The following is a 26,824-nucleotide window of genomic DNA, read 5'->3' as shown; positions in this document are numbered from 1 at the left end:
AAATATTCCCTATGTAGATCGAAATGCAGTATGCATATAATAATATTTCTCTATAAGCTCTATTTCGTCTTCGAGGTTTAAATTTATCAATGAATCTCTTATTAGCTTTATTTTTATCAACTTTTTTATCACTGGTGTATTATGAAAAAAATACTTTGTTTAATCTTTTGTTACGCGCTCTTGTCGGTTACAGGTAATGAGCTTTCACCGGCGGCAAAACCCATAGATGAGAAGGCAACGAAAGAGACCGTGGAACTTTTTAATTCTTTGCGTCATCAGATGGGAAAAGGAATTTTATTTGGTCATCAGAATACTACGCTTTACGGAGTGGGTTGGCACTCTCATAAGCAAGGCACAAAGACTAAATCTGATTGCTTTGAAGCTACTGGGCAGTATCCAGTTGTGTATGGTTGGGATATTAATAGCTTATGGAATCCAGTTATTCCTAAAAATAAAGTCAAAAGAAATCTGGACTGGATGAGAGAGCTGGTATTAAATGCTTATGAACGAGGAGGGGTTAATACTTTTAGTTGGCATTTATGGAATCCCATATCTCCTGAAGGTGGTAACTTCTATGATACAACTCCCGCAGTACATGAGCTCTTGTCAGGTGGTAAAAAGCATACTTGGTTTAAGGCAGAACTCGATAAGTTAGCCGATTTTTTTTATCGTGTAAAAGCAATAATGGCACGATAATACCTATAATTTTTCGCCCTTGGCATGAGCACAATGGTCATTGGTTCTGGTGGGGTCTTAAACACTGTGGGCAGAAAAATTATAATAAGCTCTTTCGTTTTACTGTGGAGTATCTAAGAGATGAAAAGCAGGTTCACAATTACTCTATGCTTTAAGCCCTAGCGGTAAGCCAGATAAAATAAAAAGTGAAGCTGATTATCTGAAAATCTCTCCAGGTAAGGATTATGTGGATTTATATGGTTTTGACTTCTATGGCAAAAGTAGTGTGGAGGCTTTAAGTGCATCAAGAACGGTGGTTAAACTAGCTGAATCCCATGGCAAAATTGCAGCGATGACGGAAGGTTGCTACCAAAAAGGAATAAACGGATTGAGTTTAAAGGACTACAGTTATACGAGAGATTTTCTTGATCCCTATAAAAATGATCCAGTTGCTAAACGCATTGCTTTTTTCATGATCTGGCAGAACTCAAAAAAAGAGACTCATTGGATTCCCATAAAAGGAGATGCCATTTATAAAGATTTTAAGAAATTTGCAAAAGATCCTGCAGTGATTTTCGGAGACCGGTCCCCTGATTTTTATGAGAAGAATTAAGATTTGTAGTTAAATAACTTTTTTTAAGATTTTTTTTTTATAAAGTGTCTTTTTACTTTTTTAGCTTACGTATGAGTAAATAATCAGCTTGGAGATTATTTTGAAAAAAGTGTTCCGCTTCAGCCTAATTGAGTTACTTGTTGTAATTGCGATAATTGCGATTCTCGCAAGTTTACTTCTGCCGATCTTAAAAAATGCTCGCCGTATAGCACGAAATGCAGTATGTGTTAATAATATTTCTCAAATAGTCCGTGGTACGCTCATTTCTACAGAAGACAATGATGGTGATTTTTGGGAACGGGGTAAAAATATTAAGCCAACACATATCGGTAGAGACGGTAATGGTGGTCAACATGAGTTTAATCTTTTTAATACATATGTTAACAGAGAGCTGTATTCTTGTCCTTTAGCGCCGGAACCCATGGATTTTGAATTTGTAGAGGGTTTAGACCCCTTAAAAACTGAGGCTCAATATCACCTACTATGGGGGCAGGACAGTGATCCAGCTTATGAATCACGATCCTTTTCAAATGTCAATGAGGGATCTTTTACTCACGTAGTGGACGGCACGACATCTAAAGAATTTAGAGTTTTGGTTATGGACTATATTTCAGAAAAACAAGGTGGCTATTATCAGGCCTCTCATGAAAACGGTCAGCCTAATGACTTTAATGATGGAGGACAATACATTCGTCGACGCGGGGGCCGTGGGGGACGAGATCCACTATGGCGAACTAATTTTGGATTTATAGATGGCGCAGTCCTGACCTATAAAAATCTCTATTGGCAGGATCCGCGTTTTGATTGGGTTAATGTGACCTCATCAGTTGATGGTTATAAAGCACCTATGCCTGCAAATTAAATTTTATTAAACATGACTTAGAAAGTTTGAAATTTAAATCACTTCATAAGTCGAAGTTTTCAGGCGATCAGGTCCTCATGCTAAGTAAGATTTAACGTTGTTTTAGCTAATTCTAAATCAATTTAGGGATGCTTTGTTTTTAAATGTAAATATTTACATATTAATGCTTTAAAAAATATATAATTTTTATTTATTTACCTGTCTTTTTCTCTTTTTTTAATACGCATAAGTGTATAAATAATTTCAGGAGAAAAAATGAAAAAACAACCTTTAAGTTTAATTGAATTTATGGTGGTACTTGCCATAATTGCTATATTGCTAAGCTTACTTTTTCCCGTTTTAGCTAGAGCGCGTAAAACTGCCCGTAATACATCTTGTGTGAATAATCTTTCACAGATTACTAAGGGGGCGATTGCCTATACAATGGACAATGATAACAAGTTTTGGAAGCGCGGCCAGGATCGTAAGCCAACTCACATAGGTAGAAGTGGTAACGGAGGTAAGCATGAATTTAATATTTTCGAAACTTATGTAACAAGAGAACTGTACTCCTGTCCTCTAGCACCGGAAGCTCTTGATTTTGATTATGTGGAGAATGAAAATTCAGAATTTACAGAGGCTCAGTACCATTTATTATGGGATCAGGACAGTGACCCAGCCTATGAATCAAGATCATTTTCAAAGCTGACTCAGAACTCTTTTACAAACATAGTTGATACTACTACACCCAAGCAATTTCAGGTTCTAGCTATGGATTACATTTCTGAAAAACAAGGCGGGACCTTTGAATCTTCTCACGAGAATGGCCAACCCGATGATTTTGGCGATGGTCGACAGTATTTTCGTCGACGTGGAGGTCGCGGTGGTCGCAATGCCATTCATAGAACCAACTATGCTTTTGTAGATGGTGCAGTTCTCATTTATAAAAATATTTACTGGAAAGATCCAAGGTTTCATTGGGTCAATGTCACTACGGCTGTGGATGGTTACAAAGCACCCATGCCATCAATGGATTAAAGGGAAGAAATCTCTTTGTGATATTTAATTTTAATTTTTTATAAGGCACTAGGGCAAAATTTATGCGTTTTCTCTTAATATTTTTTCTCATTTGTACAAAGGCTTCAGCTGATTTTCAAATTGGTCAATTACCTCAGGACGTGCACCAAAAAACGAAATGCTTAAATAAGCAGTTTTTAATTTCTAAGCCAAAAAATTCCAAACCGCAACCCGTTTTTATTTTTCTCCATGGTATCGGTAAAAGAGGCAGTGAGATAAATAAGTTAAAGAGTATGGGGAAGTTGATTTTAAAAAACACTGCTAAGTATGATATGCTCACGATTCTTCCTCAGTGTTCAATTAACAAACAAGGTAAAGGCTGGTGGGACAGTCAGGACCTCAACTTGCTTTTAGATTATTTAAAGAAAACTTATAAAGTTGATGACAAGAGAATTTACCTTTGCGGTTTCAGCATGGGTGGCTTTGGTACCTGGGACTGGGCCATGGCCAGTCCGAAAACCTTTGCGGCTATTGCACCAATAGCAGGCGGTAGTAGAAAGCAAAAAGTGGCTCAATTGAAAGAGCTTAATATATGGACTTTTCATGGTAAGAAAGATCAAACGGTGAAGTATGAAAAAACTAAGCTCTTGGTGGATGCCTTATTGAAGCTGAAATCAACAAGAGTCAAGTTCACCAGCTATGAATCTGAGGGGCATGGCATTGTTATGCAGACGCTCAAAAACCCAGAACTCTACAAATGGTTTACAGTGCAAAGTAAATAAAATCATCTGTACGAATGAATTATAAATTTAATAATATTGAGACTTCAAGAATGATAAGTTTGACTAAGTTTTTCCCACTTTTATTGGCCGGTGTTATCTTCTCGCCACATTTAAAAAACCATGCTTCAGACCAAGATAATGGTCTTAAAGAAGAAGTCGTTGATTTTAATAAAAAATCTAGCACGGAGGGGGAACTACCTCAACCTTCAGGAGAGCTGCTTAGTATTAGTCATGCACCTAAAAGTCTGGGCGATGGAATTCCTGTAGGAAGTCTTGGCATCGATGGTGGTAAGAAAGAATTGATTGTTAAGTTAGTTGATGAAATGTCTCAGGACCCGAAGAAGAAGTTTGATAGCCTACTTATTGCTTACAAGGGGAAACTGATTTCGGAGTCTTATTTCCGCAAAGGGCGTATTGATCATCCACATATTGTCATGTCTATATCAAAGTCTCTTACAGCAATGGCACTAGGTCGTGCCATGCAGCTAGGTTACATCTCTATGGCTGATCTGGATAAGCCAGTTTTGGATTTTCTGACTAAGGTCGATAAGACTAAGGTGGTCGACGGAGCGGAGCAGGTTACTCTAGCTGAAGTTTTGAATCTTCATTCAGGCATTAAGCTTGACAAAAATAAGATGAAGAAAGCAGGCAAGAAGTTGAAGGGACAGAAAATGGTAGAGGCCATGTTTAGTGCCAGTCAGCCAATTGTGAAAGAGAAACAGCAATGGCAATATGGCGGGATTGATCCAACGATTACGATGACTGTTGTAGATACCGTGGCACCTAGTAGTGCTCAAGAATTCATAAGTAAGGAGTTCTTTGGTAAGATGGGGATTAGTAACTATAAATGGCCCAAAGATAAAAATAACTTGCCGCGTGCTGCGGCAGGGGTTGAAATGACTTCGCGCGATATGCTTAAGATTGGTTTGATGATGATGGCTAATGGGAAATGGGATGGTGAACAACTCATTCCTGAGGAGTATATGAAAAAAGCGATGTCACCAATTTGGCCCGGCAAGCATAATGGAGCCTATGGTTTCTTCATTTGGAACAAAGATGTAGAAATTGGAGGTAAACGTTCTGGAGGGAAAAAAGTGAGCTGTATTTCCTGTCGTGGTGCAGCCGGTCAATTTATTTTAATTTATCCTGAGATGGATTTAGTCGTAGTTTCCAGTGCTAAAATTAAAGGTGGCGGCCCCATGCTTGACTTGGCACCTGAGAGAATTCTTCCTGCCTTTAATCAATAAACAAAAAGTTTGATCAATGAAATTAAATTTCACAAAACACTTCCACATTAGAAATATGCTAGGCCTTTTTATAAATACTTTTGCGGTGATCAGTTTTTCAAATTCAGTAATGGCGGAGAAGATTCAGCCTAATATAATTTACATCAATACTGATGACTGGGGGATTGGAAAAGTCCCAGCTTATCAAATGGATGAAGTTAGTCAGAAAATCATAAAAACCCCCAATATTGATCGACTGCGCAAAGGTGGAATGAAATTTACCCGAGCTTATGCAGGCAATGCGGTTTGCGGTCCCTCACGCTGTAGCCTCATGTCAGGAAAGCACCCTGGTAATGCCGCTTGGCGTGCCAATAGTAAAGAACCACCCGTTGAACTTTGGCCCCCAAAACATCCCATGTTGGGCAGTGTAGCCCGTGACGCGGGCTACGCAACAGCTGGCTTTGGCAAGCTCAGTGCCGGCGGTACAGAAAAACCTGAAACCATAACGGGTTATGGCTTTGATTACTGGCTTGGTTTTTTAAGTCATTTTGACTGCCGTGATTATTATCCCCACCACATTTATGAAAATGGTCAGCAAATCGAACTCCCTAAAAATAGGCCTGACTTACTGGAGGGGACAATCATCCCCTCAAATAAAAATACTTCTGGCGGTGTGGTTCCACCTGGTGTTGGAACTTTTACCGAAAATCTTTATGTTGATAAAGCTATTGAGTTTATTAAAAAGAATAGCGAAATCAAGAAACCTTTCTTTATTTATCTGGCTTCAACCGTGCCTCATGGAGGCATGCCCGGTGGTATGCGCGTACCGGACATGGCGGGCTATGATCAATATGAAGAACTTACTTTGCGTGAAAAGGTTTACTGCGCACTGATGACTCATCACGATCGTAATGTGGGTCGAATTATTGATGCTGTAGAAGACTTGGGAATTCAAAATAATACCATAATTATGTGGACTAGTGATAATGGTGATGAAGATAGCTACTATCTAAGAACGGATACTTTCAAGGGGAATGGCGATTTGCGAATGTATAAACGCTACCTCTATGAGGGAGGTATTCGCGTACCCTTGATAGCTTGGTGGCCAGGTACTATTGAATCGAACAGTACCTGTGATCTTCCCACGACTCAGTATGACCTTATGCCCACGCTTGCGGATGCGGGTGGTAAAGCTCTCACGGAGGAAATGGATGGTATTTCAATTATGCCCACTCTACGAGGTAAAAGCGAGCAACAAACTAAACGAGAGTACCTTTATTGGGAATTTTATGAACGTGGTAAACAGCAAGCCGTTCACATGGGGAAATGGAAATCCTACCGCAAGAATGGACTTAAAGGAAAGACTGAACTTTATGATTTAAGCACCGATATAAGCGAGGCAAAAAACATCGCCAAGGATTACCCGGAAATCGTTGCACGCATGGAAAAGATAATGGAAAAAGAGCATACCGTACACCCACGCTGGAGGCTTCCGGGTATTGATCCTGAGCTTGAGGGAGATCAAAAAAAGCGCAAACGAGGAAAAAATAAATAAGCAAATGAGCAAAAAATTGACGAGTATAAAATCTTTTTCATTATTGATGATTACAGCCGTAGTTTTCATGATACCCAATCTTGAAGCCGCGCGTAAAAATCGTAAAAGCAAGCAAGATAGTTTATTTAAGATACGTAATAAAGATACTAGAATTGAAGCCATAGCTAAGGCTAAATGCCGTTTGTCAGGTGAAGCTGTGGCTCCGGCTAATGACTTGAGTCTTTGGTATCGAAAACCAGCGAGTCATTGGGTCGAGGCCCTACCAGTGGGTAACGGTCGTCTCGGAGCGATGGTTTACGGCGGGATCAATAAAGAATGGCTCCAGCTCAATGAAGACACAATGTGGTCAGGTGAGCCAGTGGAGCGCGATAAGCCCAATGTTCAGGCCGGCATTGCAGAAGCTCGGAAGTTACTTTTTGATGAGAAGTATGTTGAAGCTCAGAAAGTGGTTGAAGAAAAAGTGATGGGTACAAGTTTGGGTAGGGGGACTCATAATTATCAGATGATGGCGGATTTGGAGCTTATTTTTCCCAAGCGAGACGAGGTTAGCAACTATCGTCGCGACTTGAACCTTGAAAATGCCATCTCAAGTGTGCAGTATGAATTTGCGGGCACAACGTACAAAAGAGAACTTTTTTCATCTGCCGTTGACCAGGCAATTTACCTTCGCTTGAGCAGTGATGAAAAAGCAAAAATTTCTTTTTCAGCGAGTTTAACTCGCCCTCAAAGTAGTCAGCTGAAAATGATGGAAAATGGAGCTTTAGTTTTAAAAGGTCAGGCTCGGACATCTAAAAAGAAAGTTATTGAACAATTCCCCAGTGCCGCCAAGGGCGTGGCTTTTGAAACCCATCTAAAGGTTTTAAATGAAGGGGGTAAGATTTTTTATGAAGAAGATTCAATTCGCGTCGAAAATGCCGATGCGGTTACCTTGGTTTTAGTGGCTAGTAGTGATTATTACGGCGACAAAAAGCTTACGGCGAGTTGCCAAAAGCAATTGAATCATGCGACTCAAAAAAGCTATCATCAAGCGCGCACGGATCACATTCAAGATTATCAAAAATTATTTAAACGCGTTGACCTCGACCTCGGTGCTTCTCCCTCTGCACATAAGCCAACAGACCAACGACTCATTGACCTTATAAAGGGACAGTATGATGCACAGCTTTTTGAACAGTATTTTCAGTATGGACGTTACCTACTCATCAGTAGTTCAAGACCGGGTACCATGCCAGCTAACCTTCAAGGGCTGTGGACGGATGGACTCATGCCAGCGTGGAACTCGGACTTCCATATCAATATTAACTTTCAAATGAATTATTGGCACGCTGAAACGACTAACTTAAGCGAATGCCATATGCCAGCTTTTTATTTATTGGAACGTCTTCAAGAACGGGGGCGGGAGGTCGCTCAGAAGAACTTTGGCTGTCGTGGTTGGACCGCGGGTCACACTACCGATGCTTGGTTCTTTGCCAGTCTCATTGGCAAGCCACAGTATGGCATGTGGCCGGTGGGAGGAGCTTGGTGCTCGCGTCACTTGTGGGAACACTACGAGTTTAATGGCGATAAAGATTTTTTAAGAAATCGTGCTTACCCGATCATGAAAGGGGCAGCTCTTTTCTGTATGGATTGGCTAGTGGAAAACCCCGCTACGGGCTTGTTAGTCTCTGGTCCCTCAACCTCACCGGAGAACCGTTTTAAAACTCCCGATGGTAAAGAGGCTAATCTAACAATGGGCCCCACCATGGATCATCAAATCATGCGCGACCTTTTTACCAATACTATTAAAAGCGCTGAAATTCTCAACATCGATCAAGAGTTTCGCAAGGAGCTCAATCTCATACTACAGAAGCTAAGCCCCACAAAAATAGCTAAAGATGGTCGCATTATGGAATGGGCCGAGGAACTCGAAGAAGTTGATCCAGGGCACCGTCATATTTCACATCTCTATGGACTTTATCCCGCCAAGGAAATCAATACGGCACGTACGCCAAAACTAGCCCAAGCCGCCCGTAAAAGCTTGGATCATCGCTTGAGTTCGGGAGGAGGGCACACGGGGTGGAGCCGTGCCTGGATTATCAATTTCTTAGCCCGATTGAACGATGGAGAAAAATCCCATGAAAATCTTTTGGCTTTACTTACAAAATCAACGCTCCCCAATTTATTCGATAATCATCCCCCCTTTCAAATTGATGGCAATTTTGGCGGAACTGCGGGGATCGCAGAAATGCTTTTGCAGTCTCACGCGGGAGCCATAGAGTTTTTGCCTGCCTTACCAGCTGTTTGGAAGAATGGTTCGGTGAAAGGCTTGCGTGCTCGCGGTGCTTTTGAAGTGGATGTAGACTGGAAAGAAGGCGCCTTGTATAAGGCTAAAATAAAGTCTCTAAAGGGGAATGTTTGTTTCATTCAGTCGAAATCAGAGTTGAGATTCGCGATTAACGAAACTGAACTCACACCACAGAAAGTGGATGTGGAGCTTTATAGTTTTCCAACACAGACAGGCGATGTGATTAGTATTAAACTTAAATAAATTTTTATACAGCCTTATTAAACAGACATCGGAATGAATTAACTTTATACTTTTACCCAAAAGTCTGTCTTTTTTTAATGACTCTTAACGCATAGGTATTTAAGAATCAGGGCTTTTGCTAATATCGCCTCAACGCCCAACTATGAACTAATTTATTAGAGAGTTATGAAATGAAGAAATTAAGAATTCTTTTGTCGCTTGCAGCTACTATGAGTGCCACCGCGGATGTGAAAATGTCGAAGATGTTTGGGGATGGCATGGTCTTACAACGGGAACTTCCTGTTCCTGTTTGGGGTCAAGCAGATCCGGGTGAGCAGGTGAGTGTTAGTTTTGCCGGTCAGGAAAAAACTGTAACTACAAGTGATAATGGCTCATGGCAGGTCGTTCTTGATCCGCTAGAGACTGCTAGCAAAGGTCAGATTTTGACCGTGAAAGGTTCTAATGAACTGAGTTTCAATGATGTACTGGTTGGTGAGGTGTGGCTCTGTGCCGGTCAGTCAAATATGGCAGGACGTTTTGGTGATAAAAGTCCTTTCCCTGCAAAATATGATAAAAAGAAAATCAGCCGGATGCGCTATAATGGTAAAGGAAATAAAGGCTGGGATTCAATTGATGAAAAATCAGCCAAAAGCCTCTCTCGTGTTGCTTTTTACTTTGGGGTTAATCTCTACGAGGAATTAAATATACCTATTGGTTTGATCACACGCCATAATGGTGGGACTCCGATGCAAGCATGGATGAATGCGGACGATGCAGAAGTGGCGCGTAAAGCCTTGAATATTCCAGAAGGATGGCGTGAAGAAGCCAAGAAGCAGCGCAAACCAGGTTATCAGTATAATGACAAGCTAAAAGAAGTTATCCCTTACGCAATCCGTGGTGCCATATGGTATCAGGGCGAGCGCAATGCCAAGTCGAATACGGCTCTGGAGTACGATAAACTGACGGTTCATTTTCTTGATAGCTGGCGCAAGGACTGGGGAGAGCGCTCTGGTTTAGAAACGCGTAAATTCCCGTTCTACTATATCCAGATTCCTACAGATATTCACCTGCGAAATTACGAATTCCCCTGGGTTCGCGACCGTCAGCGCCGTGCCCTCGAAATTACCGAGAATACAGGGATGGCTATCTTCTGGGAGCAGGGCCCTGGCTTACATCCAGCGGATAAAAGCCTTGCCGGAAAACGTTTGGCATTGTTGGCTTTAGCTAAAGATTACGGTCAGACTGATCTCGTCTACTCCGGGCCGCTTCTTGATCAGGTGACTTACTCTCCAAATACGGCTCGTCTTACGTTTAAACATGTTGGCAATGGACTTGTAGAACGCAAGGGTGAGAAGAGCCTAAAGTATTTTGAATTGGCTGGCGACGATGTGAAATATCACCCAGCCGAAGCTGTGATTGATGGTGACGAAGTGCTTGTCACGTGTGACGCGGTCAGTAATCCCAAATACGTGCGTTATTTATTCAATGCCAATCCTCCTGTCAAAGAGAGTAAAGAGGGGGGAGCGGGTGATAAGGCCGCGTCAAATTTCAGTTTAATGAATAAAGATGGTATACCTGCATCAGCGTTCATGACGGATGATGAAATACCTGGTCCAAGGGCAAATATTCGTTTAAAACCCAGTAAAGAAGAGAAAGCAGCAAGAAAAGCAAAACAGCAGGCTCAGAAGGAGAAAAAAGATTTGCGAGAAACGCAAAAAGATAATAAAGCTCAGCAAGAGGTGGTCGAGAATGAAAAATCTAGTAAGCATTCCTAGTTAATAGTTTGACTGATTTGAGGTAAACACGTTAATGAAAATCAAGATATATCAGCTGCTTATTTGCCTTGTTGTCTTTGCTGCATTCTCTGTTGAGGGGCGTCAAAGTGATGATAAGCAACCCAATATTATATTTTTCTTTATCGATGATATGGGGTGGAGAGACTGGGGGGGCAATGGCAATACTTTTTTAAAAACGCCTTCGATTGATCGCATTGCTAAAGAGGGAGTGATTTTTGATCAAGGTTACGTGAATGCAGCTAATTGTGCCCCATCTCGCTGCGCCTTGTTGTCAGGCCAATACAGTCCTAGGACTCATTTCTATAATGTTTGGGGAATAAACCGCGGCGATAAAAGAACTGATCGTTTATCTCTAAATGAGGTGACAGACGGTCAGGTTTTGGCAGATGAGAAAATTACTTTTGCAGAAGCCTTAAAGAAAGCTGGTTATGCCACAGCTATGTATGGTAAATGGCATGTCAGTGGACACGGTAAAGATGGCAGTGGTGTCAATGGTGGTGTTTCACCTGCAATGCAAGGCTTTGATGATGTTTTGGAGCATTCTGCTATTGAATTAAAAAAAATCGAAGATGTAGACATAGATCCAAAAAAGATTTTCACCTACACCAAACGGGCCATTTCATTTATGGAGCATAGTTATCAGCAAGATAAACCCTTTTTGATTTACATGGCTCATCACGCAGTCCATGGCCCTACGAGATGCCGCCCGGCCAGCGAAGAGCTTTTCCAGTTAAATCACGCTGAGAATACACATAATAACCCAAACGATTATGCAGGAATGATGTACGATACAGATGAATCTATCGGCATGATTTTAGATAAACTTGAAGAAATGAAAATTAAGAACAATACGGTTGTAATTTTTTTATCCGATAATGGTGGTGTGCCATCAAGGTGTACTCAGGCGCCTCTCAGAGCATACAAGGGTTCATACTACGAGGGTGGAATTCGAGTTCCGTATATTATCAGTTGGCCAGGTGAATTTAAGCCGGGGCGATCTGATGTACCTGTTATGGCGATTGATTTATATCCCACTATGATGGAACTCGCCGGAGTCGAAGATATAAAAAGTCACATCGGTTCATATGCGATAGATGGCGTCAGTCTAATGCCTTTACTCAATGGAGGAGATTTAAAATCTCGCGCAATGTATTGGCACTTTCCCGGCTACCTAATAGGTAATTCTAAATACACAGGTACGCGTGATCCTGCTTATCGTCAACGTCCTGTTTCAGTTATTCGCAAAGGTGATTGGAAATTACACCTCTTCATGGAGGAATGGAGCCTTGATGGTGGTTTTGATAAATTGACTACAAATAATGCTGTTGAACTCTACAATTTGAGAGATGATATAAGCGAATCTAATAACTTGGCTAACTCAAATCCTGAAAAGAGGAATGCCTTATTAAATGAGCTTCTAAACTGGCATGAACAAATAAAAGCCCCTGTTCCCAGTGAGCTTAACGAAATGAAATCTGATCAACCGTCTTTGAATAAACGATCTAAAAGAAAAAAACGAAAATCAAAATAAAAGAATGGTGATGACATGAAAAAGTACGTGGTATTTATGTTTGTCTTTGCTGCATTTTCGCTTTATGCAGAAAATAAGCACAAAAATGCTGCCGAAGAAAGGCAAAAGAAAAAAGAAAGTATGTCTTCTAAGGAGTGGAAAGAATTTCTCAAGGAAGAAAAAGCCAAACGAGAAGCTATAAAGGCGAAGCGTGAGGCTAAGAAAAAAAAACAGGACGTCAAGAAGTCATTACACCCATCGGGAAATGATGAAAATCCTATGATACAAAAAGAAAAGCAAACTCAATTAAAGGTAGAAGAAGAGGCTGTAGAACCTAAAGTTCAAAAAGCAACTAAAAAGATTCCGGGCGTTATTAAACCTACGAAAGTTGGTCAAAAGATCTTCATATAGATGAAAGCAAAGACCCTATATTTTATGCGATACTATTTTCTAATATTTACCTTATCAATGATGTCAGGTTTAAATGCCGATACTTCTAAAAAGCGCGATTTCGAGAAACTTTCTTTACTAAAGCCCTCAGAATTACAATCTATTCCCTCTAAATGGCAAAACAGAATTGGAACTTCATTAGCTGCGCCCAAGTATCATTTTACGAACAAACCTATTCTTATTGAAGGTGTAAAAAAAACAAAAGACTTGGGGTATGAGCTCATTAAATTATTTATCCCAGAGTTAAAAATTAGTCATGATGGAAATGCGTTAGATTATTTTTACAATTCTGATTGGGAACTCAAGCAGGGAATGACTTTGAAAGAAGTTATTTCACACGAGTATTTTCAAAAAACTTTTTCGTCTGGCTTAAAAGTTTTTGCACTCGACTGTGTGCATTCCTGGGAGGCTTTTAAACATGGTGACCCTACCGTTACTGAAAAAAGCATAGAAAATGAAATGTATGAAGCGGTCATTTACTTACTCAAAAAGTATAAAAATCAGGATGTAACCTTTATTATTCAAAACTGGGAAGGGGACTGGATGATGAGAGCTGCATTTGATGAGTGGGTGACCATCGGCGTCCCTAAAAACTGGAGAGAAAAGTCTAATCTTTTGACCAAGTGGTTAATGGCAAGACAAAAAGGTGTTGATAGAGCAAGGTCCGAAATAAAAAGGTCTAAATGTAAAGTTTTTCATGCCGTGGAAGTGAATAAAGTTTTTGATGCTAAAAAGGGCGTTCCTACCGTAGCTTCTCACATACTGCCAAAGATAAAAATTGACATGGTCTCTTGGTCAGCCTACGATGGGATTAAATATGGACATGATGATGGCTCACTAATGCATGAGGGGATAGGCTATTTGAAGAAGCAAATGAGCCCGTCTGAGTACATGAATGGCAAAAGAATAGTTTATATTGGCGAGATTGGCTTAAAAGAAAATGATCAGCAGGCTAACTCAATGAAGAAAACCAAAGAGCTATGGGATACATGGATGGCGGTTTATATGTACCATGATGTGCCGTTTATTTTTCAATGGGCTCTGTATGATAATGAGTTACTTAGGCATGACCCTCAGCTTAAACCAAGTAAAGTTTATAAAAATGAGGATATGAAAGGGATGTGGCTCATCAGAGCTGATGGAACTAAGAGTTACACACAAAAGTATTTTGATGCCTTTTTAGGAAAAGCTTCAGCCAATTGATGTATAATTTCTGGTTTCAATTGCTAGATCTCAAAGGGACTTACCTGTGATGTGTGGGGAATAATAAGCGCGAATAATACTGCGTTTATTGAAAAGTTGAGATTGGTATTGGAATAATGGCTTTATTTCAAAGCCTGTTGCCAGTCTTGCTTGTTTCCTTTAGATTCCCAAAAGGTGATATCATCCATTTTAAGTGTTCCCTGAACCGTAGAAGCAATCTGAAAAGAGTTGTTAGATGATGTTTTGAACTTTGGATTATGGCATTGAAATTTGGTGACTTGGCCAAGCTGATCTTTAATTTGGACAAATAGATGTTCTTCTCCAACTTCAGCAAGAACCTCGTACCATTTATAGGGCTCTAATTTAAATCCCTTAATCTCCATATGTAGTTTTTTTGTGACTGGCTTTGCTGTATCACTTAAAAGTTGAATTCCGTTATCTCCAAAATAAATTCTAGAAACATGATGACCAAACTCGAACATAGGCGTTTTATCATTCCCCATTTTATCATCCACCTGAAACTTAAAGTTCATGATATATGACCTTGGCATTTTACCTAGGCCAATTCTAGGGAAATCACCTAAATGGCCCTTGCCAAGTTTTTTTTCTTTTTTTGGTACTCCATGGTAGCGGGCGTACCGACAAGTTCTCCATTTTTTACTTTCCAACGCGTATTTTGCTTGATCCAAAACCGAGGTTTCTTTATGGGGATTTGTTCAGAAAAGTCGGTATGGAAAAGAAGTTTACCTTTATTGAGCACGTGAGTTTCCAAGGCTAAAAGTGAATGACACAAAAAGGTAAGAGTAAAAATAAAGCGGTACATTGTTTAAACTTATTGATGATTATTAAATTGCTGCGGGGAGCGATTGAGCCTAGTTAAAATAACTTTATCGACTAAGTAAATAACACTCATACAGGAAGTTTGATATGATGACTAAAAAATATCAATAATTTCCTCTCCATCATTAACTTTAGGGCTCGCTTTTGTCGCCCCAGATTTTTTTATAACGGAAGAGGGTAAATAACGATAATAAACAGTGAGTTGCAAAGCACAGAGCGTGGTTGAATAGACTTTGTTATCAATATCAATCATGGCATTACGGTCTGTTTCAATACCTTTTGTAGCAGGACTCAACCAGTAGCCATCTGGGTGCTGATTATCGACGAGTTGTTTTTGGAATATTTTATTCCATTTCGTCCAATCACTACCCCCGCGTTGAAAAACTGCCTGAGTTGCATAGTACATCCAATAAAGATAGAAGCCGGCAGGGGCGTTGTGTTTACCATGTTCCTCCCACTTTAGTAGCTTGATATCTTCTTTCACAATGAGGTTACCTAGTCTGCGGCAGGCAGGATCATCTTGCGCACCTAAAAGCTGCATACAAAGAACACCAACGGCACGCATTGAGGGGTCGCGTTTGTCTTTGTTCTGTAAACGATAATAAAAGCCTGTTGCAGTAGCATGTTTTTTCATGTGAGCGACTGATTTTTCAATCGCAGCTGGTAGTTCAGGTACATCACAGCCCGCAACTTTTGCAGCTTTCATGGATTGCCAATTCCAACATGCATTAGAAAAATTGGAGTCTCCAGTCTTTTTATAACTATACATATAGCCACCATTTTCATGCTGATTATTACAGATGAATCTGATGGTGTTATTCATGGGTGTTTTTAGGTTAAAGTTCCCAGTCATGGCGTAGGCTTCCGATAGTGCATAAGCCACAAGAGCATGTTCATAAACATTTCTCTCTTTTGCTCTTCCTAGAGGGAAGCTACTCGTTGAGTTTCCCCACTTTGCAAGATTGGATATACCTTTTGAAACGATCTTTCCATAGCGCTTTGATTTACCTGTTTCACCATGGGCAAGATACGTTAAGACGGCAAGACTAGTCATAGAGTGAGGGTGTCCGCTACCCCAGGTGCCATCCGGGTTTTGGTTTTTTGCCAGCCAGTCAAGAGCTTTGCCAAGTGATTGTTGTGCGACACCAGAACCACCATACTTTCTTATTGCATTAGCTTTGGCGTTGGGTGAGCGGGAAGAAAACATCTTCGCAGAAGTTAACGGAGAAGTTGAGGGCTTTACATCTGACATGAGTTCTACATCGTCCATGACTTCTGCAGCAGGTGGTTCATCAGTAATTTCGTCTACCTCAGTAGCAATATCTTCTGTTACATCTACCGTTTCGGTGATGTCGGGGTTTATTGTTTCTGCCTCAGTATCCATTTCTGGCTCAGGTGGAGGAGGCGGTGGAGGAGGCGGTGGAGGAGGTTCGTCAATAACTTCTTCCATTTTTTGACTGATTTCGACATTGGCATTTTTGGCTTTTGTTTCACCTTTAAAAAATGAAGCACAAATGATAATTATGATGTGGATACAAGTCGATATTATCGGGCCGGTTAGAGTATCTTTTAACTTTTGTTTTCGGTACTGTTCCTGAATCTCTTTCAATTCTTCGGAGCTTAAAACTCCGTAAGATTCATCGTCAAATTCTTCACTCATGTATAACCTAAGTATTGCTATATAATTTAGTTTTTAGTGATTTTCTAGTGTCATTAAAGACGATTTTATATGTCAATAATTTGATCACTAAAAAATCCTTTAAGCCATATTCGATAACTGAGGCTAATGAGAGACAGTTAAATTCAAAAATACTGACTATTTTTAGTGATTTTTTTTAGCGAATATATGGACTTTGAAAAACGGCAATCATGGTATTGATGATTTTGTAGTTTTGTTGCCTCGATAAAGTTACGATTCGATCAATCTCAGTATCCATTTCGTAACCTGGTTCTTGGCCATTAATATAAGTGATGAGTTTGCGAATGAAGCAGGCGACAATTTTGCGATCTTGACTTGCCATTATTTTTTTAAAATCATGAATGTCCTCATATTTTCTACCATCGGCTAGTTGTGATGAAGCATCGACAATGTCAGCTTTTTTACTAGTAGGGCCTTTTCTTCCTTGGTTAATTTTTACATAGTGATCACGCCACTCGCCAGCGGGCCCAAAATTTTCGAAAGCCCAGCCCCAAGGGTCAATCTTTGCGTGGCAACTTCGGCAATCGGCTTGTGAGGTGTGTTTAGCTAAAGCCTCGCGAATATTTTTGGAGTTTCTGATGTCGGGCTCTTCGATCATAAGCTCGGGGGGTGGCGGAGAAGGGTGGCTGCCAAAAAGGTTTTCTTTGAGCCAAACGCCGCGGTGAATTGGCGAAGTGACTTGTGTGTCGGAGCTTAAACTTAGAATAGCTCCCATGCCTAGGATGCCACCACGCCGACCGTCTTTAAAGTGGTATTTGCGCAGCATTGATCCTTTGATGTTTGTAATGCCATAAATTTTGGCTAAATCTTCGTTGATGAATGAGTAATCGGCCTTGATGAAATCCATTAGGCTCAAGTTTTCTTTAAGCGCGTGAGCAAAGAAAGTTTTGACTTCATTTTTCATATCTATCATCAGATCTTTTCGATGAAAGTAATGGTACAAATCTGGATCTGGAGGCATAAAACCCAGCATGTTTAGTTCAAACCAAGCATTTGGGAAGTTGTCAATAAAAGCCTGGCTCTTGGGACTTTTAAGCATGAGGCGAACCAACTTATCTAAATTGGCATTTGAGTTTAATTTATTTTGCTTTGCCAGCTGCATAAGAAGTGTATCTGGCGTAGATGACCAAAGGGCGTAACTCAATTTCGAGGCCAATGAGTATTGAGGCGATGATTTTTGATTGATGTAAAGGAAGGACGATGAACTGAGAATGAGTGTAAGCCCTTCTTTAATAGCCTCCTTCATACTGGTTTTCTTGGCTAAGGAATGGGTGTAATTGATGATCGGCAAAATCTCTTTGGAGCTCACTTCCCGTCGATAGGCTTTTTGGGCAAATTCAAGCAGAGTCGTTTTTATATTTTGAGTACTAGGCTTAGCGCCGATGAGCTTGGCTTCGACTTCAGGTGGCCAGGATTTATAGTAGGGGCCCTCAAGCTTAACACCAAAGATACGCACTCTTGGTCCACGCCAGTATTTCCAGCTCCAAGAGTTTGATTTTGCCGTCGTTTCATTAGGGTATTTTTTAGCTTCGGCCTTTATCCCAGGATGAATTTCGGGGTAGCGCTTGGGAAGACTTCCATAAAACTTGAAGTTGCCATTAAGCACCATTTTAAGGCCGTCGGTATCGAGTCCGAAGCCTAAATCGGAGCCTTTGGAAACCCATGTATTTAGGGTATAAGTCTTTCGCTTATCCTGGAGGGGCTGAATGAAGTTTTTTGAGCCAATTTTTATACTCATTTTAATGGGGTCGCTTTTGTGGACTCCTATATGCTCTTCTTTATAGGGGTAATTGCGATCAATGGCTTGAGCATCGATGGTGATTTTATAATAACCTGTTTCGGGAAATTCAGGGAAGCGGGCAATACTTTGATGATGAGAAGGCGCAATTAAATCTAGGTGATCTTTACCATTGCCAGGAGATCCTTTTGTCGTCCATCGTACTTTTTTAAAATAATGGGGTTTAAAATCATATTTTTTTGACTCAGGTTTTTGGTCGTCTAAAATGAAATTGTCTAGGATTTTGCGAGCGGTGTTGAGGTAGGCGTTCATGTGATATGAACTCATACTTAAGTTCTTGGCATTGTTATTAAAGCCATCCTCATAGGCATCTTCTAAAAGTTCTTGACTGGGAGAGTTGGTGCCCAGGTGTTCGACTCCGAGCAAGTCGCGGAGCGTATGTTGATACTCCTCCAAAGTCAGTCTTTTGGTCAGTGGTTTTTTGACTTGGCTTGGTGTGGAAGCATTGTACTGAGCAATTTTAGATTTGACCCAGCTTAGCATGAGTTTACGATTTTGGGGTGCAATTGGTGCTTGATCTTCTGGTGGCATTTCATGGCTTTCAAGCTGATCTAAAACATCGTGCCATTTATCTATGTTTTTAGCTTTGACTCCACCACTTAAATCACTTAAAGAAAATTTCCCTTTAGACTTTTTAGGATTGTGGCATTCTTGACAATTTTTAATAAATAAAGAACTCGGGCGTATCGCTTCTGCGTGTAGGCCTATGGCTAGGCTTAAGAAAAAGGGGAGTAACCTAAGCATATTAAATGTCCACAGTGCCGACGCTGGTATTGAAGCTCTCGCGTTCAATGCCAAATTTATGAAGAATGCTCAAGTAGAGATTGCAGAGCATGGTGTTTTCGCCATTTTTCCTTTTCATATCGACATGGCCTTTGTGTTTTAATCCACCACCAACAAGAAGAATAGGTAAATTGCGATTACTATGTGTTCCACCATATCCCATTGAACTGCCAAACATAACGATGGTATGATCCAGCATGGAGCCATTTTGACCGGGTTCTTTTATGGCTTTTAACTTTTTAATAAAGCGCGAGACTTGTTTGAGCTGGAAGATCTCTATTTGTTGTAAGCCATTTACAGCATCGGGCTTTTTGCCATTGTGGGTGTAGGAATGATAATTGCCTGCGAGTCCAATATCTCGAGTTTTGAATTGTCCCGGAAAAGTAACTGTAGCAACGCGTGTCGAATTTGACTGCAGCCCTAGGACGAGCATATCGAAAATGGTGTTGTACTCCTGCTCATAATCGATAAAGCTGGGCATATTAAATTTTGGCTTGGCTTTATTTTGCCACTTGCGCATGGAATTAATCTCGCGGTTTAAGTCACTCAAAGAGCTTAAGTACTGATCCATTTGTACCTTGTCATCTTGACCTAAATTTCTAAATGAATAAGCGTGTTGACCATGAAGTACTTTGAGCATTTCCTGATTGCGCTGCCATACCTCGAGTTCAGCTTTTTTTTCGCTAGCTGAGCTATTATTAAAAAGCTTGTTGTACATCTGCGTCGTATTTAAAATGGGCGTGGGCACGCCAGTGCGACTCCAACTTTCTTGAATGCTTGGACCCGCACTCACGTTCAAAGTTGGAAAGCGTACTTCGCTGCGCAGGTATTCGCCAATCATTTGATCGAGACTGATGTTGCCGTCGGGATATTGACTGGCATCACGCTTTAAAATTCCCGAAAGAAAGGCCGATTCTTTGTTGTGTCCACTCTCCATTTTGTGATCTATATGAGAAAAAATAGTCATCTCATCACGAATCCAATCAAGGCACTGAAGTTCGATGGTGGTTTTATAATCCTTGCCAAAAGTTTTTGGGAAAAAGCTTTCTGGATGCATTCCATAGGGATTACCTACAACGACCAAGCGCATGGGAGCCTTTTGCTTTGGAGCTCTGTTAAAAGCTAAGAGAGGAAGTGGCAGGCTAAATCCTGTAGCTTTGATGAAATTTCTTCTGTTCACGAAAAATACCTATGCTTACGAGTTGGCAGAAAGTAATAAGACTTTTTAGACAAGTACGTAAGATTTGTAATACATGAGACAGTAGTCTGATATTTTTATTGAAATTTCTGAATAAAACAATCGAGACTTGTGTGGAAGTAAAGTTTCAAATTTTCTAATTAAGGAATCCAAAATTCTGTAGTATTCGCCTCGCTGCCAATGATGAGCAATTGACTGCCTGTTAATGTGCTAGCATGTCCATCTACATAAACGATGTTGGCTTTACTCTGATGACGGGCAATGGCTTTTTCTTTATTTGAATCGTAAATCTTAGCTTCTGAAAAATAAGATTTGAAGAGGTTGTTTTTAACGTTCCAGGCATCCATATAAAAAGCTGTTTCATTGCTGTGACTACTTGTTAATTGATAAGGAGTGTAAACTGCACCACCACTATCTATTTGGCCTAAGCGGTAGTTTTGGGAATAATTGTTGGTGTAATAAGTATCGAGCGCTGCCCCATTGGGACATTTGTAGGGACTTCCATTTTCATTACTGTTTGCTGCAGTAATCGCTGGGAGATAGCCACCTTGGGACATTCTTTTTGACCAATAGTTACTGTTTTTAGCGTCGTTAAGTGGGGCAAAATTATCGTTATCTTCAGCGTACATAAATGAAGCTGTGGAGATTTGCTTGAGCTTGTTTTGGCATACGGAACTTTGTGCTTTTTTTCTAGCTTTACTCAGTGTAGGAAGTAAGAAACTCGCAAGGATTCCAATTATCGCCACGACAACAAGGAGTTCAATTAAGCTAAACTTTGTTTTCTTCATAATGCGCTCTCATAAATTACAATTTATATAAACTTTTTCGTAACTCAGTGTTCTACAAGGACAGTAATAATGAAAAAACCTTTGGTTATTTCAAAGCCAGATCACGGGGTAAGGTATTTTTTGCTAAAGAATGATTTATGGATTTGACCACTTGCTGATGTCTTTCTCTCTTTTTGGAATATTTCCCACAAAGGTTCCACTTGCTTGAACTTTTTCGTAGGCCGCACGCATTTTTTTGACATCCTTTGTTTCCTGATAAGTTTTAAAGACTGGGCTGACAAAATCTTTTGTTTTTTCCATATTGGTGGCCATGGCCTTACGGAATTTATTCATAAGTTCTTTGTATTCGGGATTATTTGCTAAATTGTTAAAACCATAGGGGTCTTTTTCAAGGTCATAGAGCTCTTCTGGAGCACGTCTTAAAATAAATTCAGCGCGTTTATTCCAGTAGGGATCAGTTTTTCCTTGTTGCACTATGGATGTGAAAAAGTTGCCGCCGAGTGAAGAGGTGGCGTAGAGTCTTTTTCCAGTGTAAAAACTGTTGAAAGTATAAGAGTACTTATGATCAAGTGCGGTGCGCATATTGTAGTGACTGTTGCCATTTTTAGCATAAAAATACGTAAAAAATAGTTTGTTTCGATCTTTTAATTTTCCGCCACTAAATACTGCCTTTAGACTTTGACCATCAAACCCTCCTGGTGATTCTATTTCAGCTAAATCAAGCATAGTGGGGAAAAGGTCAAGTACAGAGCTAAATTCTTTATGAACAGAACCCGCTTTAATTAAAGTAGGGTATTTTATGATCATTGGCGTTTTTGTGCTGTTTACATAGGCATTCGCTTTTGCGGAAGGCGCACCCATTCCGTGATCAGAAAGAAAAACAATCATAGTATTGTTCTGCAAACCTTTTTCTTGAATCATGTTCACTAGACGACCAACTAAATCATCGCATCGACGAACAGAACAGTAATAATTGGCCAATTCATGACGGATCTCCTTAGTGTCTGGTAGGAAGGCAGGAACGATCATGTCTTGAGGTTTAAAAACTTTACTGGGGTGAGAGTTAGGGTTTTTCCCCTTGTGATTTCGTTGCTTTTTGCCTTCGTTTTTCCAATTGTAATAAGGGCGGTGAGGATCATGTGAGTTTACGATGAGGTAAAATGGTTTGTCTTCATTAATTGCTGAGTCCGCAAAGGCGGCGGCCTTTTTGGTGATCTCTTCTGTATTGCGCCCCACTTCTTCCGCATGATCCCAGGGTGTGTCTTTATAGGGTGTACTATGACCAACCTTACCGAGAATGCCGACTTTGTATCCATTCTTACTTAAAACAGATGGTATCGTGGGAACATTGGGAATGGTAAAGTGGTGAAAGCCCTCTCCTCCGCTTCTATGTGGGAGGCGCCCTGAGTTGATGGCGTTTCGAGAAGGCATGCAGACAGTTGTCGCCACATGAGCGTTGGCAAAGCGCATCCCTTCTTTAGCAAGTTGATCAATCTTGGGGGTAGTTTCTTTGATTTCGGCACCAAAACAACCAACACTGTTCCAATTCATATCATCTGCTGTAATGAAAAGGAAATTAACTTTTTCTTTTGAATACATAAGGTTTGTAAAGATTAAGAATATACAAAAATATCTCATTAATTATTTTTCTCCGTAAAGTGTGTTTTTAAAATTTTCTAGAATAGTAGATGTCCCGTAAATATTGATCGGGAAAACTGTTAACAGAAGTTTTTCTTCTGAATGATTTTAATCCTGCTTATTTTAAGACCTTTACGTTTTTGATGAAACCTGAAAGACAGTAGTTGAAATAATTTTAAAAAATCACTGCTGTCTTTTTATATACTTTGGATTCGTATAGGTCTACAAATTAAGACGGAAGGTTTTTTCATGAATCGAAGACATTTTTTGCAGGGCGCCGGCGTGCTATTAACTTTACCAATGCTTGAGACTTATGCTAATGAGAAGAGTGCAGGGGTGCCGCTTCGCCTTATGTTTATTGGCTTTCCGTGGGGAGTAACTAATAAAGATAATTGGTTTCCAAATTCAACAGGTAAAAATTTTCAGATTACAAAAGGTTTGAAACCGCTTGAGAAACATAAAGATGATCTCACCATCTTTAAAAATATTTCGCCCTTGCACAATGCTCATCACCCCCATAATACCCTGGCTTATTATTTGACCTGCATGAACTTTAGGCAGCCTAAGGATGGGGCTTATGATTTAATTTCCTGTGACCAACTCGCCGCAGAAAAACTTGGGAAGGATACGCGTTATTCCTCACTGCAATTAAGTTGTTTAGGCAATGAAGGTGCAGGAGCTGGTTTGTCTTTATCCTGGGATAAATATGGCAAGCCTGTGCCTGGTTATACTGATCCAGTAGCCTTGTTTAATGAGTTGTTTGGGGACGGCAAAGTGACCGTTGAACAACGTCGCCAAATGATTCAAAAAGAAAGAAGTATCATGGATGCGTTTCGTTACCAGAGTCGTCTTTTAGAGAAAAGAGTCTCAAAAACGGATAAGGATAAACTAGATGAGTATTTTACCTCTATCAGACATATAGAAAAAAACTTGGCAAAATCGGAGCAGTGGATCGATACACCAAAGCCTAAAGCGGGGGTGCCACGACCCAAAAAAGGTTTGCAAGGAAAAGAGCAAATAAAAGTGATGTATGATCTCATGGTGGCGGCACTTCAAACAGATCTAACACGAGTCATATCCTATAGACAACCGCTCAACGCCTTGTTAAAAGAGTTGTCTTTAAGTAATGCTCATCCCATTAATCATCACGGTGGAAACAGTTCGTTAATAGAACAATCCATCATCAAAGATCAGGCTCAGAGTGAGTTGTTTTCGTACTTAATAGATCGTTTGAAGGCAACTAAAGATTTTGATGGTTTGAGTCTTTTCGACAATACAATTTTGACTTATGGCAGTGGTGTTCGTAGTGGTCATATGAATGCCAAATTACCCTTGATTGTAACCGGGGGAGGGCAGGGTAAGATTAAACCCGCAGGGTATGTTGAACTCCAAGAGGGTAAAAATCGCTTGAGCAACCTTTGGCTAACACTCTTGCAAAGTGCTGGATTGGAAATGGAGACCTTTTCTCATAGCAATAGCCTCATAGAGCAAATACGCGCATGAAATACTTTATTCTAACTTTGTTTTGTTTGGCCTCACTTCAAGCCGGTGATTTTGAGCAAACAATTAAGCCCTTTTTTGAGCAGCACTGCATTTCATGTCATGGTGTTGAGAAACAAAAGGGGAAGTTGCGTTTAGATAATATCTCTATGAATTTTTCAAGCTTAGAGAGCGCCGAGCAATGGCAATTCATTTTAGATGAATTAAATGGTGCGACAATGCCACCTGAAGATGAACCGCAGCCATCAAAAAAAGAATTGACCGAAGTTCTTGAGGTCTTGACTTACGAAATAGAGAAGGCCAAAAAACACCATTATGGGAAAAACCGTGAAGTAGTGATGCGTCGCCTTAATAAACGTGAATATATCAACACCATGTTTGAACTCACTGGAGTGCGCTTTGATGAAAAAGATATAATCGACGATCAATCAACTGCAGAATACGATAATCATGGTGAAGGTCTTTATGTTTCTTCTTTTTTATTAGGGAAATATCGTGAATATGCCAATGAAGCCTTAAGCAAAGTTTTTGCTCAGGAAGCGCCAAAAGTCACAAGCTATAAAAAGAAAAATTTGGCTCAGGAAAAAAATGATTGGATTAAAAAGAAGTTGGCAGGATTTGAAAAGGATAAGTCTCAAAGCAAAAAGAGTTCAGGGAAAAAGGGCCGAGTCGAAGAGCAAAAAGCCGAGTATGATTATCTCAAGGCTTACCTGAAGCAAGCTGAAGCTCAAAAGGGGCTTGTCATTGAACATGACCAAGAAGTTAAATTTACGACGAAAGAGGGCAGAAATGGCTTATTTAATGGCTTGGGAAATTATAAAATAGCGATCGAAGCTCAGCTAAAGAATCTCAAAACTGGGGATAAGGCCTATTTAGTCATTGGGGATCGTCACTTAGATATTTCCGAACTGTCGACTAAGAAGCAAGTGCTTGTTTTTGATGTTTACTGCAGTATAAAAACAGTTTTTAAGCTAAAGTTTTTCGCGAGTCAGACGCAACAGAACAGGGGAAAACGAAAGAGGAAAAATAAATCCAAAGGTGGTTTTCCCGATATAAGTGTGGGGGGACCTAAGCTCATTTTAAGTTCTTTCGCTATAGAACACAGAGAAACGGGAGCTACTGAAGCTTCTTACAAAAAGATTTTTCCAGTTGGTAAAAAAAGTAGCGAATCACATGAACGTTACGCAGGTAAAGTGATCAAACATTTTGCACTTAGAGCTTATCGGGGACGTCAGATTACATTTGATTTTTATAAGTTTTTGATGGGGATATATAAAGAAAATGTAAAAAATGGCATGGACGAAATTGCGGCCATAAAGGAGCCATTAGTGATCATCCTTTCCTCACCAAAGTTTGTCTACCTAACAGAAGCCTCCGGCAGTAGTAAGAGTATTTCTGATTTGGAATTGGCGATACGACTTTCTTACTTTCTGTGGAGTGCCCCACCAGATAAGGAGTTGTATAAGCTAGTTTCTAGTAGGGAATTAAGAAGTAAAAGTGTTTTAAATCAACAACTTATAAGAATGCTAAAGGATCCCCGTTCACGAGCCTTTAGTGAGGGTTTTTTCAAGAAGTGGTTGGAGATGGAGAACCTAGATCTTATCGAAGTTAAAAATGCTCATGACTCGGGCCCGCAAAAGTACAGCCTGCAATTGGAACAACTCTTAAAACAAGAACCTCTTGAATTCTTTAGAGCTTTAATTCTGCGCAATTTGAGTATAAGCAATTTGTTGGATTCAGAATTTTTGGTATTAAATCAAACTTTGGCATCCTACTACAAGCTACCAGTAAAGGTTTCGGAGAACAAATTTCAAATAGTGAAATTGCCAAGTGACTCTCCCAGGGGAGGGCTTATGGGAATGGGGGCAATTCTTGCAATGTTGGGCAATGGGGATAGAAGTTCACCCGTCTTGCGCGGGAATTTTGTTTTGACAAAAATGATGGGCATGGCATCGCCTCCGCCTCCGCCTAATGTGCCAGATCTGGAAATTCAAACTCAGGGCAATATCAAAGATAAGTTAAAGGCGCACCAGGAACAAGCTCAATGTGCTTCTTGCCATAAAACAATTGATCCAGCGGGCTTTGGCTTGGAATCCTTTGATCAATCAGGTCAATGGGTGGGGATTAATAAACAGAATAAAAATGTAGTCGAAGGCAAACTTCCGGGTTTAGGCTCCTATAAAAATTATTTTGAGCAACGAAAATTACTTTTGAATAATAAAGATAATTTTGCTAAGGCCTTCATTGAGCAATTGTGCTCCTATGCCTTCGCACGGAAAGTTGGATTTGCTGATGGGGCTTTAGTTGACCAGTTATCGGCAAAGGCAAAAAGCAATGACTATAAGCTAAGAGATATTATTTCTGATATAGTTCTTAGCAATGAATTTACTATGAAATAGGAGAGCA

19 protein-coding genes and 1 pseudogene are annotated in these 26,824 nt (G+C 40.2%); 14 read left to right on the top strand and 6 right to left on the bottom strand.

Annotation, left to right across the window (positions count from 1 at the left end; all coding sequences use genetic code 11):
* Nucleotides 1-141: 141 nt before the first annotated feature.
* The 12 genes and pseudogenes from LNTAR_RS18320 (at nt 142) to LNTAR_RS18270 (ending at nt 14,174) form a co-directional block, all read left to right on the top strand.
* On the top strand, nt 142-696 hold the full coding sequence (locus LNTAR_RS18320; RefSeq protein ID WP_007280245.1) for a glycosyl hydrolase: 555 nt from the start codon (nt 142-144) through the stop codon (nt 694-696).
* Nucleotides 693-1,288 (top strand): annotated as a pseudogene (locus LNTAR_RS26050) (glycoside hydrolase family 26 protein). Before LNTAR_RS18320 ends, LNTAR_RS26050 begins: the two are co-directional and overlap by 4 nt.
* Before the next feature lie 109 nt (nt 1,289-1,397).
* On the top strand, nt 1,398-2,150 hold the full coding sequence (locus tag LNTAR_RS26730) for a type II secretion system protein (protein WP_193363967.1): 753 nt from the start codon (nt 1,398-1,400) through the stop codon (nt 2,148-2,150).
* 255 nt (nt 2,151-2,405) lie between these two features.
* Nucleotides 2,406-3,167, top strand: coding sequence for a type II secretion system protein (locus tag LNTAR_RS18310; protein ID WP_007280242.1), 762 nt, complete (start codon nt 2,406-2,408; stop codon nt 3,165-3,167).
* 62 nt (nt 3,168-3,229) lie between these two features.
* Nucleotides 3,230-3,928, top strand: a complete 699-nt coding sequence (locus tag LNTAR_RS18305) for a carboxylesterase family protein (protein WP_007280241.1) — start codon at nt 3,230-3,232, stop codon at nt 3,926-3,928.
* Nucleotides 3,929-3,942: 14 nt separating this feature from the next.
* Entirely contained in the window at nt 3,943-5,175 is a 1,233-nt protein-coding gene (locus LNTAR_RS18300; protein ID WP_052607341.1) for a serine hydrolase domain-containing protein, read from the top strand.
* 16 nt (nt 5,176-5,191) lie between these two features.
* Nucleotides 5,192-6,709: an arylsulfatase gene (locus tag LNTAR_RS18295; protein ID WP_007280239.1), complete on the top strand. Its 1,518-nt coding sequence runs from the start codon at nt 5,192-5,194 to the stop codon at nt 6,707-6,709.
* A gap of 4 nt (nt 6,710-6,713) precedes the next feature.
* Nucleotides 6,714-9,236: a glycoside hydrolase family 95 protein gene (locus LNTAR_RS18290; protein ID WP_007280238.1), complete on the top strand. Its 2,523-nt coding sequence runs from the start codon at nt 6,714-6,716 to the stop codon at nt 9,234-9,236.
* Between the two features lie 233 nt (nt 9,237-9,469).
* Nucleotides 9,470-10,990: a sialate O-acetylesterase gene (locus LNTAR_RS18285; protein ID WP_157473693.1), complete on the top strand. Its 1,521-nt coding sequence runs from the start codon at nt 9,470-9,472 to the stop codon at nt 10,988-10,990.
* Nucleotides 10,991-11,024: 34 nt separating this feature from the next.
* A complete protein-coding gene (locus tag LNTAR_RS18280; protein ID WP_007280236.1) occupies nt 11,025-12,542 on the top strand; it encodes a sulfatase in 1,518 nt (505 codons plus the stop codon).
* Nucleotides 12,543-12,557: 15 nt separating this feature from the next.
* Nucleotides 12,558-12,932 (top strand): hypothetical protein, encoded by a 375-nt coding sequence (locus LNTAR_RS18275; RefSeq protein WP_007280235.1) that lies wholly within the window; start codon nt 12,558-12,560, stop codon nt 12,930-12,932.
* 57 nt (nt 12,933-12,989) lie between these two features.
* The gene (locus LNTAR_RS18270) at nt 12,990-14,174 is read left to right on the top strand and encodes a hypothetical protein (protein ID WP_162026427.1); all 1,185 of its coding nucleotides are present in this window, start codon (nt 12,990-12,992) and stop codon (nt 14,172-14,174) included.
* A 122-nt stretch (nt 14,175-14,296) separates the two neighbouring features.
* On the opposite strand, the gene LNTAR_RS18265 is transcribed toward LNTAR_RS18270, so the two are convergent.
* The 6 genes from LNTAR_RS18265 to LNTAR_RS18235 form a co-directional block, all read right to left on the bottom strand.
* Entirely contained in the window at nt 14,297-14,863 is a 567-nt protein-coding gene (locus LNTAR_RS18265; RefSeq protein WP_157473689.1) for a hypothetical protein, read from the bottom strand.
* Nucleotides 14,864-15,108: 245 nt separating this feature from the next.
* Nucleotides 15,109-16,674 (bottom strand): prenyltransferase/squalene oxidase repeat-containing protein, encoded by a 1,566-nt coding sequence (locus LNTAR_RS18255; RefSeq protein ID WP_007280231.1) that lies wholly within the window; start codon nt 16,672-16,674, stop codon nt 15,109-15,111.
* Nucleotides 16,675-16,849: 175 nt separating this feature from the next.
* Complete coding sequence (locus LNTAR_RS18250; protein ID WP_007280230.1) at nt 16,850-19,255, bottom strand: DUF1592 domain-containing protein; 2,406 nt, start codon at nt 19,253-19,255, stop codon at nt 16,850-16,852.
* 1 nt (nt 19,256) lies between these two features.
* Nucleotides 19,257-20,474, bottom strand: coding sequence for a DUF1552 domain-containing protein (locus LNTAR_RS18245; protein WP_040915276.1), 1,218 nt, complete (start codon nt 20,472-20,474; stop codon nt 19,257-19,259).
* Between the two features lie 158 nt (nt 20,475-20,632).
* On the bottom strand, nt 20,633-21,280 hold the full coding sequence (locus LNTAR_RS18240; RefSeq protein ID WP_007280227.1) for a prepilin-type N-terminal cleavage/methylation domain-containing protein: 648 nt from the start codon (nt 21,278-21,280) through the stop codon (nt 20,633-20,635).
* Between the two features lie 135 nt (nt 21,281-21,415).
* Nucleotides 21,416-22,879 (bottom strand): sulfatase family protein, encoded by a 1,464-nt coding sequence (locus LNTAR_RS18235; RefSeq protein ID WP_007280226.1) that lies wholly within the window; start codon nt 22,877-22,879, stop codon nt 21,416-21,418.
* 288 nt (nt 22,880-23,167) lie between these two features.
* On the opposite strand from LNTAR_RS18235, the gene LNTAR_RS18230 reads away from it, so the two are divergent.
* Nucleotides 23,168-24,421 (top strand): DUF1552 domain-containing protein, encoded by a 1,254-nt coding sequence (locus tag LNTAR_RS18230; protein WP_007280225.1) that lies wholly within the window; start codon nt 23,168-23,170, stop codon nt 24,419-24,421.
* Entirely contained in the window at nt 24,418-26,817 is a 2,400-nt protein-coding gene (locus LNTAR_RS18225) for a DUF1592 domain-containing protein (protein WP_007280224.1), read from the top strand. Before LNTAR_RS18230 ends, LNTAR_RS18225 begins: the two co-directional genes overlap by 4 nt.
* Nucleotides 26,818-26,824: the final 7 nt, after the last annotated feature.

Source organism: Lentisphaera araneosa HTCC2155, from assembly GCF_000170755.1.
Lineage (GTDB): Bacteria > Verrucomicrobiota > Lentisphaeria > Lentisphaerales > Lentisphaeraceae > Lentisphaera > Lentisphaera araneosa.
Note: the sequence above shows the minus strand (reverse complement) of the source record. Positions and strands in the feature narration are given on the sequence as shown.

Bases quoted from the DNA above. Each gene is read 5' to 3' on its own strand.
- LNTAR_RS18305 (WP_007280241.1), top strand. From the start codon at position 3,230: ATGCGTTTTCTCTTAATATTTTTTCTCATTTGTACAAAGGCTTCAGCT.
- LNTAR_RS18280 (WP_007280236.1), top strand. From the start codon at position 11,025: ATGAAAATCAAGATATATCAGCTGCTTATTTGCCTTGTTGTCTTTGCT.
- LNTAR_RS18300 (WP_052607341.1), top strand. From the start codon at position 3,943: ATGAATTATAAATTTAATAATATTGAGACTTCAAGAATGATAAGTTTG.
- LNTAR_RS18230 (WP_007280225.1), top strand. From the start codon at position 23,168: ATGAATCGAAGACATTTTTTGCAGGGCGCCGGCGTGCTATTAACTTTA.
- LNTAR_RS18320 (WP_007280245.1), top strand. From the start codon at position 142: ATGAAAAAAATACTTTGTTTAATCTTTTGTTACGCGCTCTTGTCGGTT.
- LNTAR_RS18310 (WP_007280242.1), top strand. From the start codon at position 2,406: ATGAAAAAACAACCTTTAAGTTTAATTGAATTTATGGTGGTACTTGCC.
- LNTAR_RS18295 (WP_007280239.1), top strand. From the start codon at position 5,192: ATGAAATTAAATTTCACAAAACACTTCCACATTAGAAATATGCTAGGC.
- LNTAR_RS18235 (WP_007280226.1), bottom strand. From the start codon at position 22,879: ATGTATTCAAAAGAAAAAGTTAATTTCCTTTTCATTACAGCAGATGAT.
- LNTAR_RS18290 (WP_007280238.1), top strand. From the start codon at position 6,714: ATGAGCAAAAAATTGACGAGTATAAAATCTTTTTCATTATTGATGATT.
- LNTAR_RS18225 (WP_007280224.1), top strand. From the start codon at position 24,418: ATGAAATACTTTATTCTAACTTTGTTTTGTTTGGCCTCACTTCAAGCC.
- LNTAR_RS18275 (WP_007280235.1), top strand. From the start codon at position 12,558: ATGAAAAAGTACGTGGTATTTATGTTTGTCTTTGCTGCATTTTCGCTT.
- LNTAR_RS18285 (WP_157473693.1), top strand. From the start codon at position 9,470: ATGTCGAAGATGTTTGGGGATGGCATGGTCTTACAACGGGAACTTCCT.
- LNTAR_RS18250 (WP_007280230.1), bottom strand. From the start codon at position 19,255: ATGCTTAGGTTACTCCCCTTTTTCTTAAGCCTAGCCATAGGCCTACAC.
- LNTAR_RS18255 (WP_007280231.1), bottom strand. From the start codon at position 16,674: ATGAGTGAAGAATTTGACGATGAATCTTACGGAGTTTTAAGCTCCGAA.
- LNTAR_RS18240 (WP_007280227.1), bottom strand. From the start codon at position 21,280: ATGAAGAAAACAAAGTTTAGCTTAATTGAACTCCTTGTTGTCGTGGCG.
- LNTAR_RS18270 (WP_162026427.1), top strand. From the start codon at position 12,990: ATGATGTCAGGTTTAAATGCCGATACTTCTAAAAAGCGCGATTTCGAG.